This is a genomic window from Clostridium sp. SM-530-WT-3G, from assembly GCF_012843905.1.
Lineage (GTDB): Bacteria > Bacillota > Clostridia > Clostridiales > Clostridiaceae > Clostridium.
The window spans coordinates 41,813-59,364 of the sequence record NZ_JABAGC010000015.1 but is presented as its reverse complement, the minus strand read 5'-3'; the positions used below and the strand labels follow the sequence as shown (position 1 = coordinate 59,364).

Below are 17,552 nucleotides of genomic sequence, written 5' to 3'. Positions count from 1 at the left end.
CCTCAATAAGATTATATCATAAATAGAAATATATTTTTATATATTTTTATAGATTATTTTTAACAGTTAAAAGCCCCTCTTTTCTAAACATAATCCTATGCATAATAAATATAATACTCATATGCTACAAATTATAGTTTAATCACTTTTGAAACAAACTTCAATGATAGGCCATAATATAACTTATTAAAATACAAGACCTATAGAAGCTAGCCAAACTTCATATAGGTCTAAAATTTAAATTACGTCTATAACAATATTATTCTCAAATATAATCCTATTCAACTGATACTGGCTTTATATCCCATATTTCATCTGCATATTGTCTTATAGTTCTATCACTAGAGAATGTACCTGCATTTGCAAGATTTACAAGGCATTTCTGTGCCCATTTCTTTTTATCTTTATAATCTTCAAATACTTTTTCCTCTGCCTGCTTAAATGCATCAAAATCTGCTAATACATAGTATTGATCTATTTCCCCAATTAATGCATTATATAAATCTTCAAAATACCCTGTTCCACCATCATCTAACGTACCATTAATTAACGTATCTACAACTCTCTTTATTGATGGATTTTGTAAATATAATCCTTTTGGATCATAACTATGATTTATTCTTTCAATATCTTCAACTCTTAGCCCAAATATATAGTTATTCTCTTCACCACTCTGCTGAACTATTTCTATATTTGCTCCATCATAAGTACCAAATGTAGGAGTAGCATTTAACATAAACTTCATATTTCCAGTACCAGATGCTTCTTTACCTGCAGTTGAAATCTGCTTTGATAAATCTGACCCTGGGAAAAGTTTTTCAGCATAAGAAATTCTATAATTATGAACAAAAACAACTTTCATCTTCTTTGATGCTTCTTCATCACTATCTATTAATCTTGCAATTTCATTTATAAACTTAATTATTCCCTTTGCCCTTCTATACCCTGGGAATGCCTTTGCTCCAAAAATAAATGTTGTCTTAGGCATATCTAAATTTGGATTTTCCTTTATCCTATAATATAAATCCAGGATATATAAAGCATTTAATAACTGTCTCTTATATTCATGAAGCCTCTTTATTTGAATATCAAAGAATGAATCAGGATCTATTATTATTCCTTCTTCTTGTTTTATATATGCTGCTAATTGAACTTTCTTAATATGCTTTATATCCATTAATTTCCTAAGTACTTTTTCATCATCTTTATACTTTTCAAGATTCTTTAGTAGTGTCAATTTTTTTACCCATTCTTCCGTACCTAAAAGTTCAGTAATAAATTCTGATAATTCCTTATTACATAGCCTTAACCATCTTCTTGGTGTAATTCCATTAGTCTTATTCTGAAATTTATTAGGATAAACATTATACCACTGTTTCAATTCAACCTTTTTTAATATCTCTGTATGAAGTGCTGCAACACCATTAACAGCCCTTCCAACAAATATAGCTAAATTAGCCATTCTTATTTGATTATCAGCAACAATTCTAAAGTTCCATATTGCACCTTCATCATAACCTTTCTGCCTAAGCTCATTCATAAGTGCATCATCTACTTGATATGAAATTTGTAATAATCTTGGGAATAACCTATCAAAAAATTTAACATCCCATTTTTCTAATGCTTCTGCAAGTATTGTGTGATTAGTATATGCAAAGAATTCTTTTGCAATATTTAGAGCATTCCAGAAATCAACATTTTCTTCATCTACTAAAATTCTTATAAATTCAAGAATAGATATAGTCGGATGTGTATCATTCAATTGTGCTACATTATATTTAGAGAATTCTGAAAAATCACTTCCAAACTTCTGCTTATACTTCTTTATAATGTCCTTCATAGATGCACTTGAGAAGAAATATTGCTGACGAAGTCTTAATATCTTTCCTGCTTCTGCAGTGTCATTTGGATATAATACTCTTGAAATATCCTCTGCTTTATTTCTTGCAGATACAGCATCTATATACTGCTGATTATTAAATAAATTAAAATCAAATTCTCTTAATGCTTCGCACTGCCAAAGCCTTAATGTATTTATATTTTTTGTTCTATATCCTATTATAGGTATATCGTATGGCACAGCTTTTACTGTCATATCAGAATATTTTATTATCTGAGTTTCATCGTCCTTTCTAATTCCCCATACTTCTCCATATTTAAGCCATGTATCCTCACATTCAGTCTGAAATCCATTTTCTATATTTTGTTTAAATAATCCATTGCTATATCTAATTCCATACCCCATAAGTGGCATATCTAATGTTGCTGATGACTCTACAAAACATGCTGCAAGTCTTCCAAGACCTCCATTTCCAAGTCCAGCATCTTCTTCTACCTCTTCTATTTTATTTATGTCAATTTTTAATTCTTCTAAAACCTCCTTCACTTCATCATAAAGTCCTAAATTAATAAGATTATTACCGAGTGCTCTCCCCATAAGGTATTCTGCTGATAAATAATATGCCATTCTTCCTCTACTATATGTTTCCTTTGTTTTATTCCAATTATCAATTATACTTTCTAATATAGTTAATGATACTGCATTAAATATTTCATAATCTTTTGCTTCTTTCAAAGAAATTCCATGCTTTACCTTTAAGTATCTCTCAATCCCTTCCTTTATTTTTTGTTTGTCCACTTCTATTCACACCTTCCATATATTTTAGTCATCCTATAAATTTTATTTGCAAGCTCATCTGTAAATACATCGTCTTTTGCTCTCCAACTCCAATTATTATTTAAGGTTGAAGGCATATTCATACGTGCTTCATTACCAAGATTTAAAAAATCCTGCATTAATCCTATGGAAATATCAGCTACACTGCTCCATACCCCTCTAATAATTCCCCAATTATATCCCTCTTCTTTTGTCAAATTCAAATATTCCTTTGCATTCTCTACATGTTCTTTATTTCCTGTAGTCTCAATCCATCCTCTTACAGTATCATTATCATGAGTTCCTGTATAAGCAACACAATTATTTTTATAGTTATGAGGTAAATATATATTTTTTGAATCTCCATCAAAAGCAAATTCCAATACTTTCATTCCTGGAAATCCAGTCTTTTCTTTAAGTTCTATTGTCTCTTTTGTAAGAAAACCTAAATCTTCAGCTATTATTTTTAAATTTTTAAATTGTTTATTTAATACATCAAACAATTTCATTCCTGGTCCTTTTAACCACGTTCCATTTCTAGCTGTCTTTTCTCCATTTGGAACTGCCCAGAACGATTCAAATCCACAAAAATGATCTAATCTTAATACATCATAAAGCCTTAAGCTTTGCTTAATTCTTTTTACCCACCATTCATACTGTGTTTCATACAAGTACTGCCAATTATAAACTGGATTTCCCCAAAGCTGACCATCTTCAGAAAATGCATCAGGTGGACATCCTGCTACACTTATTGGATTTAGTGTATTTTTATCTAAAAGAAATACTTTAGGATTGCTCCACACATCTGAACTATCTTCTGCTACATATATAGGTATGTCTCCAATTATATTTATTTCATTTTTATTTGCATATTCTTTCAGCTTATTCCATTGTTTAAAAAATTCATACTGTAAATATTTCCAATACTCTATTTCTTCTTTCAGCTCATATTTATATTTAATTATTTCATCATTATCTCTTATTTTTAACTTTTTATCCCATGTATTCAATGGTTTAAAATTTAATTTATATTTTATTGACATAAATAAGCTGTAATCATCAAGCCAATCTTTTTCTTGTTCCTTAAACTTTTCAAAGTCCTCATGAATTTCCTTTGAAAAATTATCAAATGAAATTTTTAATACGTTCATTTTCTCTGTAAACATTAATCCATAATCTATAACTTCAGGATTATTGCTAAAATTTCTATCCTTATAATCTTCATCTTTTAATAATTTCTCTTCTTGTAACATATCAAAATCAATTAGATAAGGGTTTCCTGCAAAAGCTGAAAATGATTGATAAGGTGAATCTCCATAACTCGTTGGTCCTAAGGGAAGTATCTGCCAATATTTTTGCCCAGACTTTTTTAAAAAATCACAAAACTTATATGCTTCTTTCCCAAATGTTCCTATACCATATTTCCCTGGCAAAGATGTAATATGCATGATTATGCCACTACCTCTATCCATTCTCAATACTTATATACCTCCATATTTATTAATACAATAGATTTTTATTCTTCCCCTTTTTCCTAATAAAAATACTTATTCTTTGTTTAAAATAAATAATATAATAAAACTTTAGAATATATATAATAAATATATTCTAAATATTATTTGTTAATGATTTAATTGCATATTTTTTAATATCATACTATAACAAGTTAGTAAGCAACTTAAAAATATATACTCAACATATTAATTATTATGCAAAAAAATCAACCAGCTATCTTTCTCAATAACTGGCTGAATCATACGTTGATTAAATTACTTATTATGTCTTTGTTTCCATATAGAAAATGCAATTTTAAATATAACTGCATCTTTAAATTTTCTTATATCATATTTAGTATACTTTTGAATCTTATCTAATCTATATATCAAGGTATTTCTGTGAACATATAAACTTTTAGCTGCTTCACTCAAATTAAGATCAAGTTCAAAAAATACGTCTATTGTTTTTATCATGTCGTTATCAAACTTCGAAAATCCCTCATCAAAACTAAGCGCTATACTTTTTTTTATATTTTCATCTAACCCATCCATAAATTTTTCAAAAATAAGACTGTTCTCATCTAAAATCATTTTAGATATATTATACTTCTTAGCTAACTCTATATCATGAACCATTTCATCATAAAATCCTTTTATTTGATCGTACGACTTTATATTAAGATATCCTATATAACATTTTTCATATATAGAAGTATATAATGTTTCATTTATACTAGATGTATGTTCTACTATATTCTCAAAATTCCCCAACAAAATTATATATTCATTATTTGATACAACTAATGCTTTTGTACTAGAATATATATTTTTGATTATTTCAAGTGCTTCATTGAGCTTCTCAGAAACATTTACAACAATCATAAATGTTTCTGAACGTAAAGGTATATACTCTTCTATACTTTCTTTTGAAACATCGTTGTTATTTAATATCTTAAGCAGGACCTTTTCAGAATTAGTATTACTTTCTACAAACTTGTCCTTAATAAAAAATTTTATTAAATTGACAAAATCATCATGCCCTTCTGATACACGTAATGTATAATTACTGTGTCCTACAATAAAATTTGTTTCTAGAACTTCACCTTTAAATAATTTAGGATCAGCTGTATATATTCTATTATTGTCTATATATAATTCAAATGGAATTTTACAACTAATATATATATTTTCTAAATATTTAGCTAATCCATTCATAACTTCACCTCAATATATTTTCTTACGTTTCTGCATTTTATACTAGCATATTCTTAATTCAGAATCTTTATCAAATATATGGATATTTTGATTTTGTACATGTAATGTTATATTATCTCTACTTTCAAATTTAGTGCTTCCTTCAACTTTAGCAGTCATGTTATTGTTTCCTGATTTAAAGTAGATGTAACTTTCTGCTCCCATTCTTTCAACTACTTCTACTTCACCTGATACTATTGTTTCTGGATTTTCTGATACTAATTCTTGTTCGTCACTTAAATGTTCTGGTCTTATACCAAAAATCACTTCTTTATTTACATATCCCTTATCTTTTAATATTTTAGCCTTAGCTTCTGGTAATAATATTTTATTATGCTCAATTTTACAATATAATTTTCCTTTTTCTTCTATAGCAATACCACTTAATAAATTCATTTGAGGACTTCCAATGAATCCTGCTACAAATAAATTACTTGGATTATTATAAATATTAAGCGGAGTATCAACTTGTTGGATTATACCGTCTTTCATAACAACAATTCTAGTACCCATTGTTAATGCTTCTACCTGGTCATGTGTTACATATATGAATGTTGTTTGTAAGCTTTGATATAATTTAGATATTTCTGTTCTCATTTGAACTCTAAGTTTTGCATCAAGGTTTGATAAAGGTTCATCCATAAGGAATACTTTAGGATTTCTTACAATAGCACGTCCAAGAGCAACTCTTTGTCTTTGACCTCCTGATAAAGCCTTTGGTTTTCTATCTAATAAATGTTCAATATCAAGTCTCTTTGCAGCATCCTTAACTTTTCTATCTATTTCTTCTTTAGGTTCTTTTCTTAATTTTAATGCAAATGCCATATTATCATACACTGTCATATGAGGATATAATGCATAGTTTTGGAAAACCATGGCTATATCTCTTTCCTTAGGTTCTACATCATTAACTAATCTTCCACCAATATATAATTCACCTTTAGATATTTCTTCTAGACCTGCAATCATTCTTAATGTTGTTGACTTACCACATCCAGAAGGACCAACAAATACTATAAATTCTTTATCTTCAATTTCTAAGTTAAAGTCTTTTACTGCTGTAACGCCTCCATCATAAATTTTATAAATATGTCTTAATGATAAATCTGCCATTTTTATTCCCTCCATAAATATACTAATTATTTAATTTCTCTCAACCTTTACTGTCCATCTTTGTCTGTCTTATCTTTCTTTATGTAACTATTTTACACCATGTAATCCTTTAATATCCATATTAAATACTCACAAAACCATCTTGTTTTTTTTGTAAGAATATATAAAATTTTCATATTTAATATTAACTTTATAATTTATATATAACAAAAAACAGTACTCATGATTTAGAATATAATGTTCTCATGACATACTGTCTTATATTATATGAATATAGGTTCGTTTAAATATTAATTTTATATGTTAGAAATTATTCTACTTTATGCAATCAAATTAAATACCAATACTAATTTATTTATATAAAAGAAAAACACTAGGCGTTAACCTAGTGTTTTTCATATATACGAGATAAGCCATAAGCCGGGTTCTGTACTAAGCAATCATCTATCTAGGCTTACTGTTACCAATAAGCTCAAGCGACGCACCCAGAGGCGGGACGGGCAGCCCCTATATGCCTCTCTATTCGGTCTTGCTCCAAGTGGGGTTTACATAGCCGTGAAGTCGCCATCACGCTGGTGAGCTCTTACCTCGCCTTTCCACCCTTACCTGATAAATCAGGCGGTATATCTCTGTTGCACTATCCTTCAAGTCACCCTGACTGGACGTTATCCAGCACCCTGCCCTGTGGAGCCCGGACTTTCCTCTCCTAAATCTAGTCTAGCAGCGATTGCACGTCTTACTCGCAAAAATTATATTATCATATTTTCTTTATTTGCGCAAATAATTTTTACTTATATTAAAATGAAAATTATTGTAAGTAAGATTAATATAACCAAACCATAAAGACTTACTCCACATAATAATAACACTATTAAGATTATATAAAGAATAATTGCCTTTGGACACAATAGTATCATAGCCCATGGAGACTTACCTTTATAAAAAGGTGGAAACCACCCATTTGGGGGCATTCCATTATTTCCACATGGATTTCCTCTTTTACAGTTTTCTTTATCTCCAAACATTCCATATACTGATTTTTTTATATGCTTATTCATTTTCTTTATCCTTTTTCTTAAATCATTATAAGCCTTTCCCATCAGTTCACCCCTTTTTTATTTATTGGGTCAAATTTCAATTTATATTTACCATAATTATTTATATGCTTTTATATATGCTTATTTGCATAAAAAAAGGAAATGCTCTTACTGAACATTTCCTTTTACTATCTTATTTAATGATTATTTTAAATAAATTCATATGGGTCTTTTGATTCTTTTGACTTAATAAATTCTACATCTTTAAACTCATTCTTTAGAAATTCTAAAGTTTTTAAAAATACAGAATATTCTGTACCAAAGTGCCCAGCATCAATTATGCTTATACCCATTTCTTTATAATCAGATACAAAATGATAAGTAGTATCACCTGTTATTATACAATCTGCCCCCATACTTTTAGCCATTCCAAAAAAATCTTGACCACTTCCATTTATTATTGCTATAGTATTAACTTTTTCACAGCCTCTTGCTACTCTTAAATTCTTAATGTTTAATTTCTTTTTCACATTGTCTATAACATCATTTAATTCAGCTGCTTCATCAAGCTTAACTATTCTCCCTATACCACAGTTTTCATAACCTTTTCTTTTATTTGGATCCATAATAGAAGAGCTTTTATATCCAAGCATATCTACAACTGCTTTATTTATTCCATTTTCGGCCGAATCAAGATTTGTATGGCATGCATAAAGATTTATGTCATTCTTTATAAGTTTAAGTACTTTATCTCCAGTAAGATTTCCTTTAACTATGCTATTAGGCTTTCTAAAGAATAAAGGATGATGAGTTATTATTAATTCACATTTTAAACTTAATGCTTCTTCTATCACCTCTTTAGTGCAATCTAAAGCCATAAGTACTTTTTTCACTTCAGTATCTTCGTCTCCAACCATCATCCCAACATTATCATAATCTTCTTTAAGAAATTTTGGTGCTACTTTTTCAATTTCTTTAATAATTTCTCTTACTTTACTCACTGAATTTCCTCCTAAAAAGATTTAAGAATATCTTCAATCATATTTATTTTATCTTGAAGTTCTTTTTTTCTAAGCTGTGCATGCTCTGTATCATCTTTAATAAATCCCACTATCTTACTATAATGTTCCACCTTATTTTGTAAATAAGATTCAAATTCACTAGTTTTATTATTTAAAAGATAAGGACTTATTTCATAAAATATAGGTTCTAATTTAGTGTACTCTCCTTCTTTATATCTAACCTTAAAAAGTTCATAATATTTTCCTTCATCTACACACACATCTTCTTCTATTATTTCATAATCATGAGTATATAAATATTCTCTTAACACTTCAGGATTTTGAGCTGGCTGTAATATAAGATAATCTAATTTCTTTACTTTTTCAAAATCATGTTCTAATATATCACGTATAAGATTTCCTCCCATACCTGCAATTATTATACCTTGAGCTTCATTTTTATTTAATGGCTGTAATCCACCTCCTAATCTAAGGTCAATAAACTCACTTACTCCATCAAGGCTTGCATTAATCTTTGCCTTTTTTAAAGGATCTTTATTTATGTCTGATGCTATAACCTTTTTAGCTATGTTGTTTTTTATTAAATATATAGGTATATATCCATGATCTGTACCTATGTCCATTATAACGTCACATTTATCTAATTTATCTACTATCCATTTTAATCTTCTGCTTAAATCCATTTTTACCTACCACCACTTTATTCAGTTAACAGTTAACAGGTAACAGTTAACAGTTATTTTTGTTTATCAAATAAGGAAGAAGCACCTAAAAAATAGGTGCCTAGTCTAAGTAATCTTTTAACTTTTTACTTCTTGAAGGATGTCTTAACTTTCTTAAAGCTTTAGCTTCAATTTGTCTTATTCTTTCTCTAGTAACATTAAATTCCTTACCAACTTCTTCAAGAGTTCTTGCTCTTCCATCATCAAGACCAAATCTTAATCTTAATACTTTTTCTTCTCTTGGAGTTAATGTATCTAGAACATTTATTAATTGTTCTTTTAACATTGTAAATGCTGCAGCTTCAGCTGGTGCTGGTGCTTCATCATCTGGTATAAAATCTCCTAAATGCGAATCTTCTTCTTCACCTATTGGTGTTTCTAAAGACACTGGTTCTTGTGCTATCTTTTGAATTTCACGAACCTTATCTACTGGAAGATCCATAACTTTTGATATTTCTTCTGGAAATGGGTCTCTACCAAGTTCTTGTAATAATTGTCTTTGAACTCTTATTAACTTATTTATAGTTTCAACCATATGAACAGGAATTCTAATAGTTCTAGCTTGGTCTGCTATAGCTCTTGTTATTGCCTGTCTAATCCACCATGTAGCATATGTTGAGAATTTATATCCCTTTCTATAGTCAAATTTTTCAACAGCTTTTATAAGACCTAAGTTTCCTTCTTGAATTAAGTCTAGGAAAAGCATACCTCTTCCTACATATCTTTTTGCTATACTTACTACAAGTCTTAAGTTTGCTTCTGCAAGCTTTTTCTTAGCTCTTTGATTTCCTTCTTCAATCTGTTTTGCATATTCTATCTCTTGTTCAGAAGATAATAGAGGCACTTTACCAATTTCTTTTAAATACATTCTAACTGGATCATCTATAGCTATTCCTTCTGGAACAGATAAATCTAGTTCTTCTTCTTGTGCTGCTTCAACCTCAGGGTTTTCTCCTACAATTTCAATGTTCATCATTTCAAGAACTTCATATATTTTCTCTATTTGTTCTGGACTTAAATCTATATGATCCATAGTCTCCATAATTTCTTTATATGTCAATGAACCATCTTTCTTACCCTTATCTAGTAATTCTTTAACCGCTGACATTTTGGCATTTTTATCATTTTTATCATTATTATTTTTCTTAGAATTAGTTGCTTTTGCTTTTACTTTTTGTTCCATTCTAAATTGCCTCCTTCCGTTACAACCTTAACCTCTTCCCTTTTATCTATGTTGATAAGCAAGCAGTTCTCTAGCTATCTGAATACTTTCTTCAAACTTTCCTTCTTTTTCTAGCTGTTTTTGTTTCTTTTTTAATTCATCAATTTTCTTTTTAATTTTAAAACTTTCAAGTTGTTTTAAATAATCATTTATCAATTTATCCTTATTACTTAAGTCTAAAATATTCTGTTCTTTAATTTTTATCAGTTCTTTAGAACTTTCAACATCATCACAACGACTTTCTATGTAAGATATTATATTATTAGTATTTTCATTTTTGCCTTGTAATATTAAAGAATAAATTTTATTATGAGATTCTACTATAAAATCTCCTTCTTTTATTACCTCTTTTAATTCATCATAAAAATCATCTTCTAAAATCAATTTAAGCAATGCTCTTTCAGCCTTTAAATAACCTGGCTCTACATATAATTTTGTTCCATTTTCTTCCTTTTTATTCATGAAAATATCTTCTTTTTGACCTTTCGCCATAACTTCTGATAAAAGGTCATATAAAGCCTGTTCTTTTATAGATGTTTCTTCAGAAATCTTCTTTATATAAACATCTTTTTCAATGGGATTCAGTTCTGCTAATATTTCTGCAAACTTCTCTGCAAACTTAATAACTTGGCTCCCATCTTTAAAATCAATTCCGTCAGCTGCTCTTTTTATTCTGTATTCAATTAAAGGTAATGCATTTTTAACTAATTTTAAAAATGCTTCTTTTCCATTGTTTCTTACAAATTCATCAGGATCCTTTCCCTGAGGCACTTTTAGTACTTTTACATCAAATCCAGTATTTCGTAAAATCTCTAAACCTCTTAATGTAGCAGTTTGACCAGCAACATCCGCATCATAAGATATTATTACCTTACTGACATAACGTTTTAAAAGCCTTGCCTGATTAACAGTTAATGCTGTACCAAGTGAAGCTACCGTATTAGTAATTCCATGCTGATGAAGAGAAATTAAATCCATATATCCTTCAACTATGATAATGTAATCTTCTTCAAGCTTATTTTTTATAGCGAAATTTAACCCATACAGATTTGTTCCTTTTTGGAACACCATTGTTTCTGGTGAATTTAAATACTTTGGTTTTGAATCATCTAAAACCCTACCTCCAAATCCAATAACTCTTCCTCTAACATCAAACACGGGAAAAATAACCCTGTTTCTAAATCTGTCATAAGTGTTTCCGCTTTTTTCACTTTTTAAAATAAGACCTGCTTCCAGTAATAAGTCATCTCTAAACCCTTTATTACGAAGATAATTTATTAATCCATGCCAGCTGTCAAATGCATATCCCAGACCAAACCTTTTTATAACTTCTTCTTTTATTCCTCTTCGTAAGAAATAATCTTTAGCCATTTTTGTTTTCTGAAGATTTGCAAAAAAATACCTTGCTGCTTCTACATTTACCTTAAATAATAAATCTCTTTTTTTAGATGCTTTACTGTTTTCATGTCCTCCTATTTCTAATGGGATTCCTGCTTTATCAGCTAGATGCTTTACTGCCTCTTGAAATGTAAGTTTTTTATATTTCATTACAAATGTAATAACATTTCCTGCTTCTCCACATGAAAAACATTTATAAATCTGTTTTTCTGGAGAAACGCTAAATGACGGAGATTTATCATTATGAAATGGACATAATCCCGTAAAATTTCTTCCTGCTTTTTTTAGTCTTACATTTTCTGAAATAATATCAACAATGTCATTCTGTTCTTTGATTTTTTCTATTACTTCTTCTTGTATCCGCAAGGAGTCATCTCCCTCCCCACTGTTTTTTCAACAAATATATATTATTCGACATTATAAATTTTTTTCCTCCTTATTTATATGAAAAATTCATAATAAATTTATGCATATAAATTGCAGTCCTAAAATAATAATATATTCACGCTATTTCTATTTATTCTTTTTTTTATTATAAAATCCTCTTTAATTTTTAAAATTTATTTTACTATAGATATTATTATGCCTAATAATAATATTTAATAATCAATAATTACTTTTGGTATAAACAACTTATTAAATAATAACAAGCAATAATCATCGCTCATTCCAGCAATATAATCTGTCACACCTCGTTTTAATCCTTCTTTTTCCACTATATTACTATAAAGCTCTGGCATTTCATATGGATGTTTTTCAAAATACTCAATAAGTTCATAAAGTACGAACTTTCCCTTATTTCTTTCAATTTTTAACGTATCCCCTAAATATATATTTTTGAACATAAACTTTCTAAGTTCAATCATAGCTTCATTTATTTCATTGCTTAACCCAATTTCTCTCTTACCCTGAGCTAAATTATGAGTTGATGTTTTAATAAAATCACTTATTAATGTATTTAGCCTCTGATTAGAATAATATCCAAGAACCTTTATAATATCCTTAGGTATTTGACTTAAATCAAGTAGTCCTGCTCTTATTGAATCATCAATATCATGATTAAGATACGCCATCTTGTCACTATATTTAACCACAATACCTTCAAGAGTTGTTATATCATTTATAGTTCCAAGACCACTATGATGAAGTATTCCATTTATAACTTCTTTAGTAAGATTTAATCCTTCTCCTCCATTTTCAAGTTTTGAAACTACTCTAACACTCTGTTCATTATGTCTGAAGCCTTCTTCCAAATATTCATTTAATACTTCTTCACCTGTATGAGCAAAAGCTACATGACCTAAATCGTGTCCAAGTGCTATAGCCTCAATCAGATTCTCATTCAATCCAATTCCAACTCCAATATTCCTAGCAACTTGTGACACTTCAAGTGTATGTGTAAGTCTTGTTCTATAATGATCACCAGAGGTTTTTATATATACCTGTGTTTTATGTTTTAATCTTCTAAATGACTTACTTTGAATAATTCTGTCTCTGTCTACCATATAACAAGTACGCATTTCATCATCTAATTCTTTTTTTTCACGCCCTAAAGATTTTGCTGAAAAAGAAGCTTCTTTAATTAATGTCAAGCTTTCAAAGTTCTCAATTTTTTCTTTCACATTCATATATATCACCTCTTTTTATGTATTCTATATTTATCACTATATTCCTCTAATTATGACCTATTTTTATTATTTGCAATAATTACAAAAATAATATATAAAAACTCAGTTTTTTAACATTTTTCTTTAATTCTATACGTATATTAATCCCTTATTATTAATATTATTATTAATGAAAACTTCTAATATTATTTAACACTACCAATTTGAAAAGGAGTGTATTTATGAGCACAAATTTTATTCCATCAAATAAAACAAGCCTTTCTCCTAAAATTATAAAGCAATCTGTACTTCCTAAATATAATTTATATAACGCTGAAGTTTCTACAATAAAATTTAAAGATACCGAAAAACAAAGAGCAGTATATAGAGTAGACTATAATAATTTAAGTTATTGCTTAAAAAAAGTATATTACAGCAAAGAAGACCTTCTTTATGTTTATTCTGCATGTGAATGGCTTTACAGAAATAATATACGTGTTCCCAAACTACTTCCTACAACTGACCAAAACCGTTTTGTAAACTATAATAATATGCTTTTTATATTATCTCCATGGGTAAATGGAGTCCGTTGCAGTTTTGATAATATGGACCATGTTATTATTGCCATACAGAAGCTTTCTGAAATACATTCAAAGACACGATCTTTTAGACCTATTTTAGGTAGCTCTTCAAGAGAAGGATTTGATGATTACTACATATCTACCCTTAAACATTTTGAGGATTTATTAAAAACATCTAATTCAGCCTTTAAATATAGAGATAAATTTTCAAGACAGTTTATTTCAAGCTTCGATACAAGTATAAAACTTGCTGAGCTATCTTTAGATTTTGCTTCCAAAATTCATCATGACCAATTAAGCCGTTCCTTATGTCATGGGGATTATGTAAATAAAAATTTACTTTTCCCTGAAGATTTAAATCCATGGATAATTGATTTTGATAAATGTAAAACAGATTATTCAATGAAAGACTTAGGCTATTTTATGCGAAGAATACTAAAGAGAGAAAATACAAAATGGGATATTCCACTTGCAATGTCGATTTTAAAAACATATAACAGTATATCTCCAATGACACAATCAGATTTTTACTATATATTATCATATATTTCATTCCCTCAAAAATATTGGAAGATATCAAGAGATTATTATAAAAACATACACAAATGCAATAAATCCTCATTTTTAACTCTACTAAATTCCTCTATCAAAAGAACTAACAATCAATATGAATTTTCTGTAAATCTTCTTAAGGAAATAAATCTTGCATTCAATTCAAATTTGACATTAAATATATAATATAAAAAGCCTATGAGATTTTATTAACTCTCATAGGCTTTTATAATCTAAATTATTATATTCAAAAAATATTATCTTGGATTTTTAACTTGTGCTTGAGCTGCTGCAAGTCTTGCAAGTGGAACTCTAAATGGTGAACAAGATACATAATCTAATCCAATATTATGACAGAATTCAATTGATGATGGATCTCCACCGTGCTCACCACAAATTCCAAGATGTATATCTGGGCGAGTCTTTTTTCCTTTTTCTGCAGCCATTTTAACTAATTGGCCAACACCAATCTGATCTAATTTAGCAAATGGATCTTGTTCATAAATCTTACTATCATAATAAGAAGTTAAGAACTTAGCTGCATCATCTCTTGAGAATCCAAATGTCATTTGAGTTAAATCATTTGTACCAAATGAGAAGAATTCAGCTTCTTCTGCTATTTTATCAGCTGTAAGAGCTGCTCTTGGTATTTCAATCATAGTACCAACTTTATATTTCATATCAACGTTATTTTCTTCAATAACCTTATTAGCAGTTGTAACTATAACATCTTTAACATATTTTAATTCTTTTACTTCCCCAACTAATGGAATCATTATTTCAGGAACTATGCTATATCCCTTTTCCTTATTAACTTCAATAGCAGCTTCCATTATAGCTCTAGTCTGCATTTCTGCTATTTCTGGATAAGTTACTGCAAGACGGCATCCTCTATGACCCATCATAGGATTGAACTCATGAAGTTCTGCTACAGTAGCTTTTAATTCTTCAAAAGTAATACCCATCTCTTTAGCCAAAGCTTCTATATCTTCATCAACACTTGGTAAAAATTCATGTAATGGTGGATCCAATAATCTAATTGTTACTGGTCTTCCTTCAAGAGCTTCATAAATACCTTTAAAATCAGATTTCTGCATTGGAAGAATCTTGGCTAATGCAACTTTTCTTTGATCTACATCTTTTGATGTAATCATTTGTCTTACTGCCATAATTCTATCTTCTGCAAAGAACATATGCTCAGTTCTACAAAGTCCTACCCCTTCAGCTCCAAATTCAACTGCCTGTTTAGCATCTCTTGGTGTATCTGCATTAGTTCTAACTTTTAATTTTCTTATTTCATCAGCCCAAGACATAAATGTTGCAAAATGTCCTGAAATTTCTGGAGTAACAGTTTTTATTCTTTCTCCATATACATTACCAGTAGTACCGTCTAACGATATAAAATCTTTATCAGTATAAGTCTTTCCTGCAACTTCAATTGTTCTTGCTTCTTCATTCACTTTAATTGCACCACATCCTGCAACACAGCATGCACCCATTCCTCTTGCTACAACTGCAGCATGTGAAGTCATACCTCCTCTTACAGTAAGTATTCCTTTTGCAGCAATCATACCTTCAATATCTTCAGGTGATGTTTCTAATCTTACAAGAACTACATCTTCACCAGCAGCAGCTCTCTCTTTTGCTTCATCAGCACTAAATGCAATTTTACCACATGCAGCTCCTGGTGATGCAGGCAACCCCTTAGCAATAGGTTCTGCTTTCTTTAAATCTTCACTTAAAAATGCTGGATGAAGTAATGTATCTAACTGTTTTGGTTCTACTTTCAAAATAGCTTCTTCTTTGCTTAGCATTCCTTCAGCAACTAAATCAACAGCTATCTTTAATGCAGCAGGAGCTGTTCTCTTACCATTTCTAGTTTGTAAGAAATATAACTTTCCTTCTTCTATAGTTATCTCCATATCCTGCATATCTTTATAGTGATTTTCAAGTGTATTAATAATACCAACTAATTGTTTATATATTTCTGGATTTTGCTCTTCTAATTTTCCTATTGGAAGTGGTGTTCTAATACCAGCAACAACATCTTCACCTTGAGCATTCATTAAATACTCACCAAAGATACCTTTATCACCTGTTGCTGGGTTTCTAGAGAATATAACTCCTGTACCAGATGTATTACCTTTATTACCAAAAACCATCTGTTGAACATTAACAGCTGTTCCCCATTCACCAGGAATATCATTTAACCTTCTATAAACAATTGCTCTTGGATTTTCCCATGACCTAAATACAGCCTTAATGGCTTCTACTAATTGAGTTTTTGGTTCTTGTGGAAAATCTTCACCTTTTTCTTTTTTATATATTTCTTTAAACGCAGTAGCTAATGCTTTTAAATCATCAGCATTTAATTCTGTATCATATTGAACATGTTTACTTTCTTTCATTTCATCAATTTTATCTTCAAATAATCTCTTATCTATTCCCATAACAACATCTGAGAACATTTGAATAAATCTTCTGTATGAGTCATATGCAAATCTAGGATTGTTTGTTAAACCAGCCATAGCTTCAACAGCTACATCGTTTAATCCTAAATTTAATATAGTATCCATCATACCAGGCATTGATACTCTTGCACCAGATCTTACTGAGACTAATAGAGGATTTGTATTATCACCAAACTTCTTACCTGTAGCTTCTTCAAGTTTTTTCAAACTTGCATATACCTCATCTAGAATTTCAGGTGAAATTGTCTTGCCATCCTCATGGTATCTTGTACATGCTTCAGTAGTTACTGTAAAGCCATGAGGAACTGGTATTCCTAAATTAGTCATTTCTGCTAAGTTAGCGCCCTTTCCTCCAAGCAAGTTTCTCATTGAAGCATTTCCTTCACTAAAAAGATATACGTATTTCTTTGTCATCTCAATA

At 29.4% G+C, this 17,552-nt stretch carries 12 protein-coding genes and 1 other RNA gene; 1 reads left to right on the top strand and 12 read right to left on the bottom strand.

What is annotated here, in order from left to right; genetic code table 11:
- Nucleotides 1-277 precede the first annotated feature (277 nt).
- The 11 genes from HF850_RS07710 to HF850_RS07660 form a co-directional block, all read right to left on the bottom strand.
- Entirely contained in the window at nucleotides 278-2,638 is a 2,361-nt protein-coding gene (locus HF850_RS07710; RefSeq protein WP_169104888.1) for a glycogen/starch/alpha-glucan phosphorylase, read from the bottom strand.
- A gap of 2 nt (nucleotides 2,639-2,640) precedes the next feature.
- Complete coding sequence (gene malQ / locus HF850_RS07705) at nucleotides 2,641-4,128, bottom strand: 4-alpha-glucanotransferase (protein WP_169104890.1); 1,488 nt, start codon at nucleotides 4,126-4,128, stop codon at nucleotides 2,641-2,643.
- A 297-nt stretch (nucleotides 4,129-4,425) separates the two neighbouring features.
- On the bottom strand, nucleotides 4,426-5,367 hold the full coding sequence (locus tag HF850_RS07700; protein WP_169104887.1) for a helix-turn-helix domain-containing protein: 942 nt from the start codon (nucleotides 5,365-5,367) through the stop codon (nucleotides 4,426-4,428).
- A gap of 42 nt (nucleotides 5,368-5,409) precedes the next feature.
- The gene (gene ugpC, locus HF850_RS07695) at nucleotides 5,410-6,519 is read right to left on the bottom strand and encodes a sn-glycerol-3-phosphate ABC transporter ATP-binding protein UgpC (RefSeq protein WP_169104886.1); all 1,110 of its coding nucleotides are present in this window, start codon (nucleotides 6,517-6,519) and stop codon (nucleotides 5,410-5,412) included.
- Between the two features lie 400 nt (nucleotides 6,520-6,919).
- Nucleotides 6,920-7,262, bottom strand: an RNA gene (rnpB, locus tag HF850_RS07690) — RNase P RNA component class A.
- A gap of 48 nt (nucleotides 7,263-7,310) precedes the next feature.
- Complete coding sequence (locus HF850_RS07685; RefSeq protein WP_169104885.1) at nucleotides 7,311-7,619, bottom strand: hypothetical protein; 309 nt, start codon at nucleotides 7,617-7,619, stop codon at nucleotides 7,311-7,313.
- Between the two features lie 146 nt (nucleotides 7,620-7,765).
- Entirely contained in the window at nucleotides 7,766-8,557 is a 792-nt protein-coding gene (locus HF850_RS07680) for a Nif3-like dinuclear metal center hexameric protein (RefSeq protein WP_169104884.1), read from the bottom strand.
- A gap of 11 nt (nucleotides 8,558-8,568) precedes the next feature.
- The gene (locus tag HF850_RS07675; RefSeq protein WP_169104883.1) at nucleotides 8,569-9,261 is read right to left on the bottom strand and encodes a class I SAM-dependent methyltransferase; all 693 of its coding nucleotides are present in this window, start codon (nucleotides 9,259-9,261) and stop codon (nucleotides 8,569-8,571) included.
- A 100-nt stretch (nucleotides 9,262-9,361) separates the two neighbouring features.
- Nucleotides 9,362-10,483, bottom strand: coding sequence for an RNA polymerase sigma factor RpoD (gene rpoD, locus HF850_RS07670; RefSeq protein ID WP_169104882.1), 1,122 nt, complete (start codon nucleotides 10,481-10,483; stop codon nucleotides 9,362-9,364).
- A gap of 42 nt (nucleotides 10,484-10,525) precedes the next feature.
- Nucleotides 10,526-12,286: a DNA primase gene (dnaG, locus tag HF850_RS07665; RefSeq protein ID WP_169104881.1), complete on the bottom strand. Its 1,761-nt coding sequence runs from the start codon at nucleotides 12,284-12,286 to the stop codon at nucleotides 10,526-10,528.
- A 233-nt stretch (nucleotides 12,287-12,519) separates the two neighbouring features.
- Nucleotides 12,520-13,548, bottom strand: a complete 1,029-nt coding sequence (locus HF850_RS07660; RefSeq protein ID WP_169104880.1) for a deoxyguanosinetriphosphate triphosphohydrolase — start codon at nucleotides 13,546-13,548, stop codon at nucleotides 12,520-12,522.
- Between the two features lie 221 nt (nucleotides 13,549-13,769).
- Here HF850_RS07660 and HF850_RS07655 point away from each other — a divergent pair, with 221 nt between their 5' ends.
- Complete coding sequence (locus HF850_RS07655) at nucleotides 13,770-14,846, top strand: CotS family spore coat protein (protein WP_169104879.1); 1,077 nt, start codon at nucleotides 13,770-13,772, stop codon at nucleotides 14,844-14,846.
- Nucleotides 14,847-14,917: 71 nt separating this feature from the next.
- Here the strand turns inward: HF850_RS07655 and ppdK are convergent, their stop codons facing one another.
- The gene (ppdK, locus tag HF850_RS07650) at nucleotides 14,918-17,545 is read right to left on the bottom strand and encodes a pyruvate, phosphate dikinase (RefSeq protein WP_169104878.1); all 2,628 of its coding nucleotides are present in this window, start codon (nucleotides 17,543-17,545) and stop codon (nucleotides 14,918-14,920) included.
- Between the last annotated feature and the right edge of the window lie 7 nt (nucleotides 17,546-17,552).

Coding starts and splice junctions, on each gene's coding strand:
- malQ (WP_169104890.1), bottom strand. CDS start 4,128: ATGGATAGAGGTAGTGGCATAATCATGCATATTACATCTTTGCCAGGG.
- HF850_RS07700 (WP_169104887.1), bottom strand. CDS start 5,367: ATGAATGGATTAGCTAAATATTTAGAAAATATATATATTAGTTGTAAA.
- ugpC (WP_169104886.1), bottom strand. CDS start 6,519: ATGGCAGATTTATCATTAAGACATATTTATAAAATTTATGATGGAGGC.
- HF850_RS07685 (WP_169104885.1), bottom strand. CDS start 7,619: ATGGGAAAGGCTTATAATGATTTAAGAAAAAGGATAAAGAAAATGAAT.
- HF850_RS07675 (WP_169104883.1), bottom strand. CDS start 9,261: ATGGATTTAAGCAGAAGATTAAAATGGATAGTAGATAAATTAGATAAA.
- rpoD (WP_169104882.1), bottom strand. CDS start 10,483: ATGGAACAAAAAGTAAAAGCAAAAGCAACTAATTCTAAGAAAAATAAT.
- HF850_RS07660 (WP_169104880.1), bottom strand. CDS start 13,548: ATGAATGTGAAAGAAAAAATTGAGAACTTTGAAAGCTTGACATTAATT.
- HF850_RS07655 (WP_169104879.1), top strand. CDS start 13,770: ATGAGCACAAATTTTATTCCATCAAATAAAACAAGCCTTTCTCCTAAA.
- ppdK (WP_169104878.1), bottom strand. CDS start 17,545: ATGACAAAGAAATACGTATATCTTTTTAGTGAAGGAAATGCTTCAATG.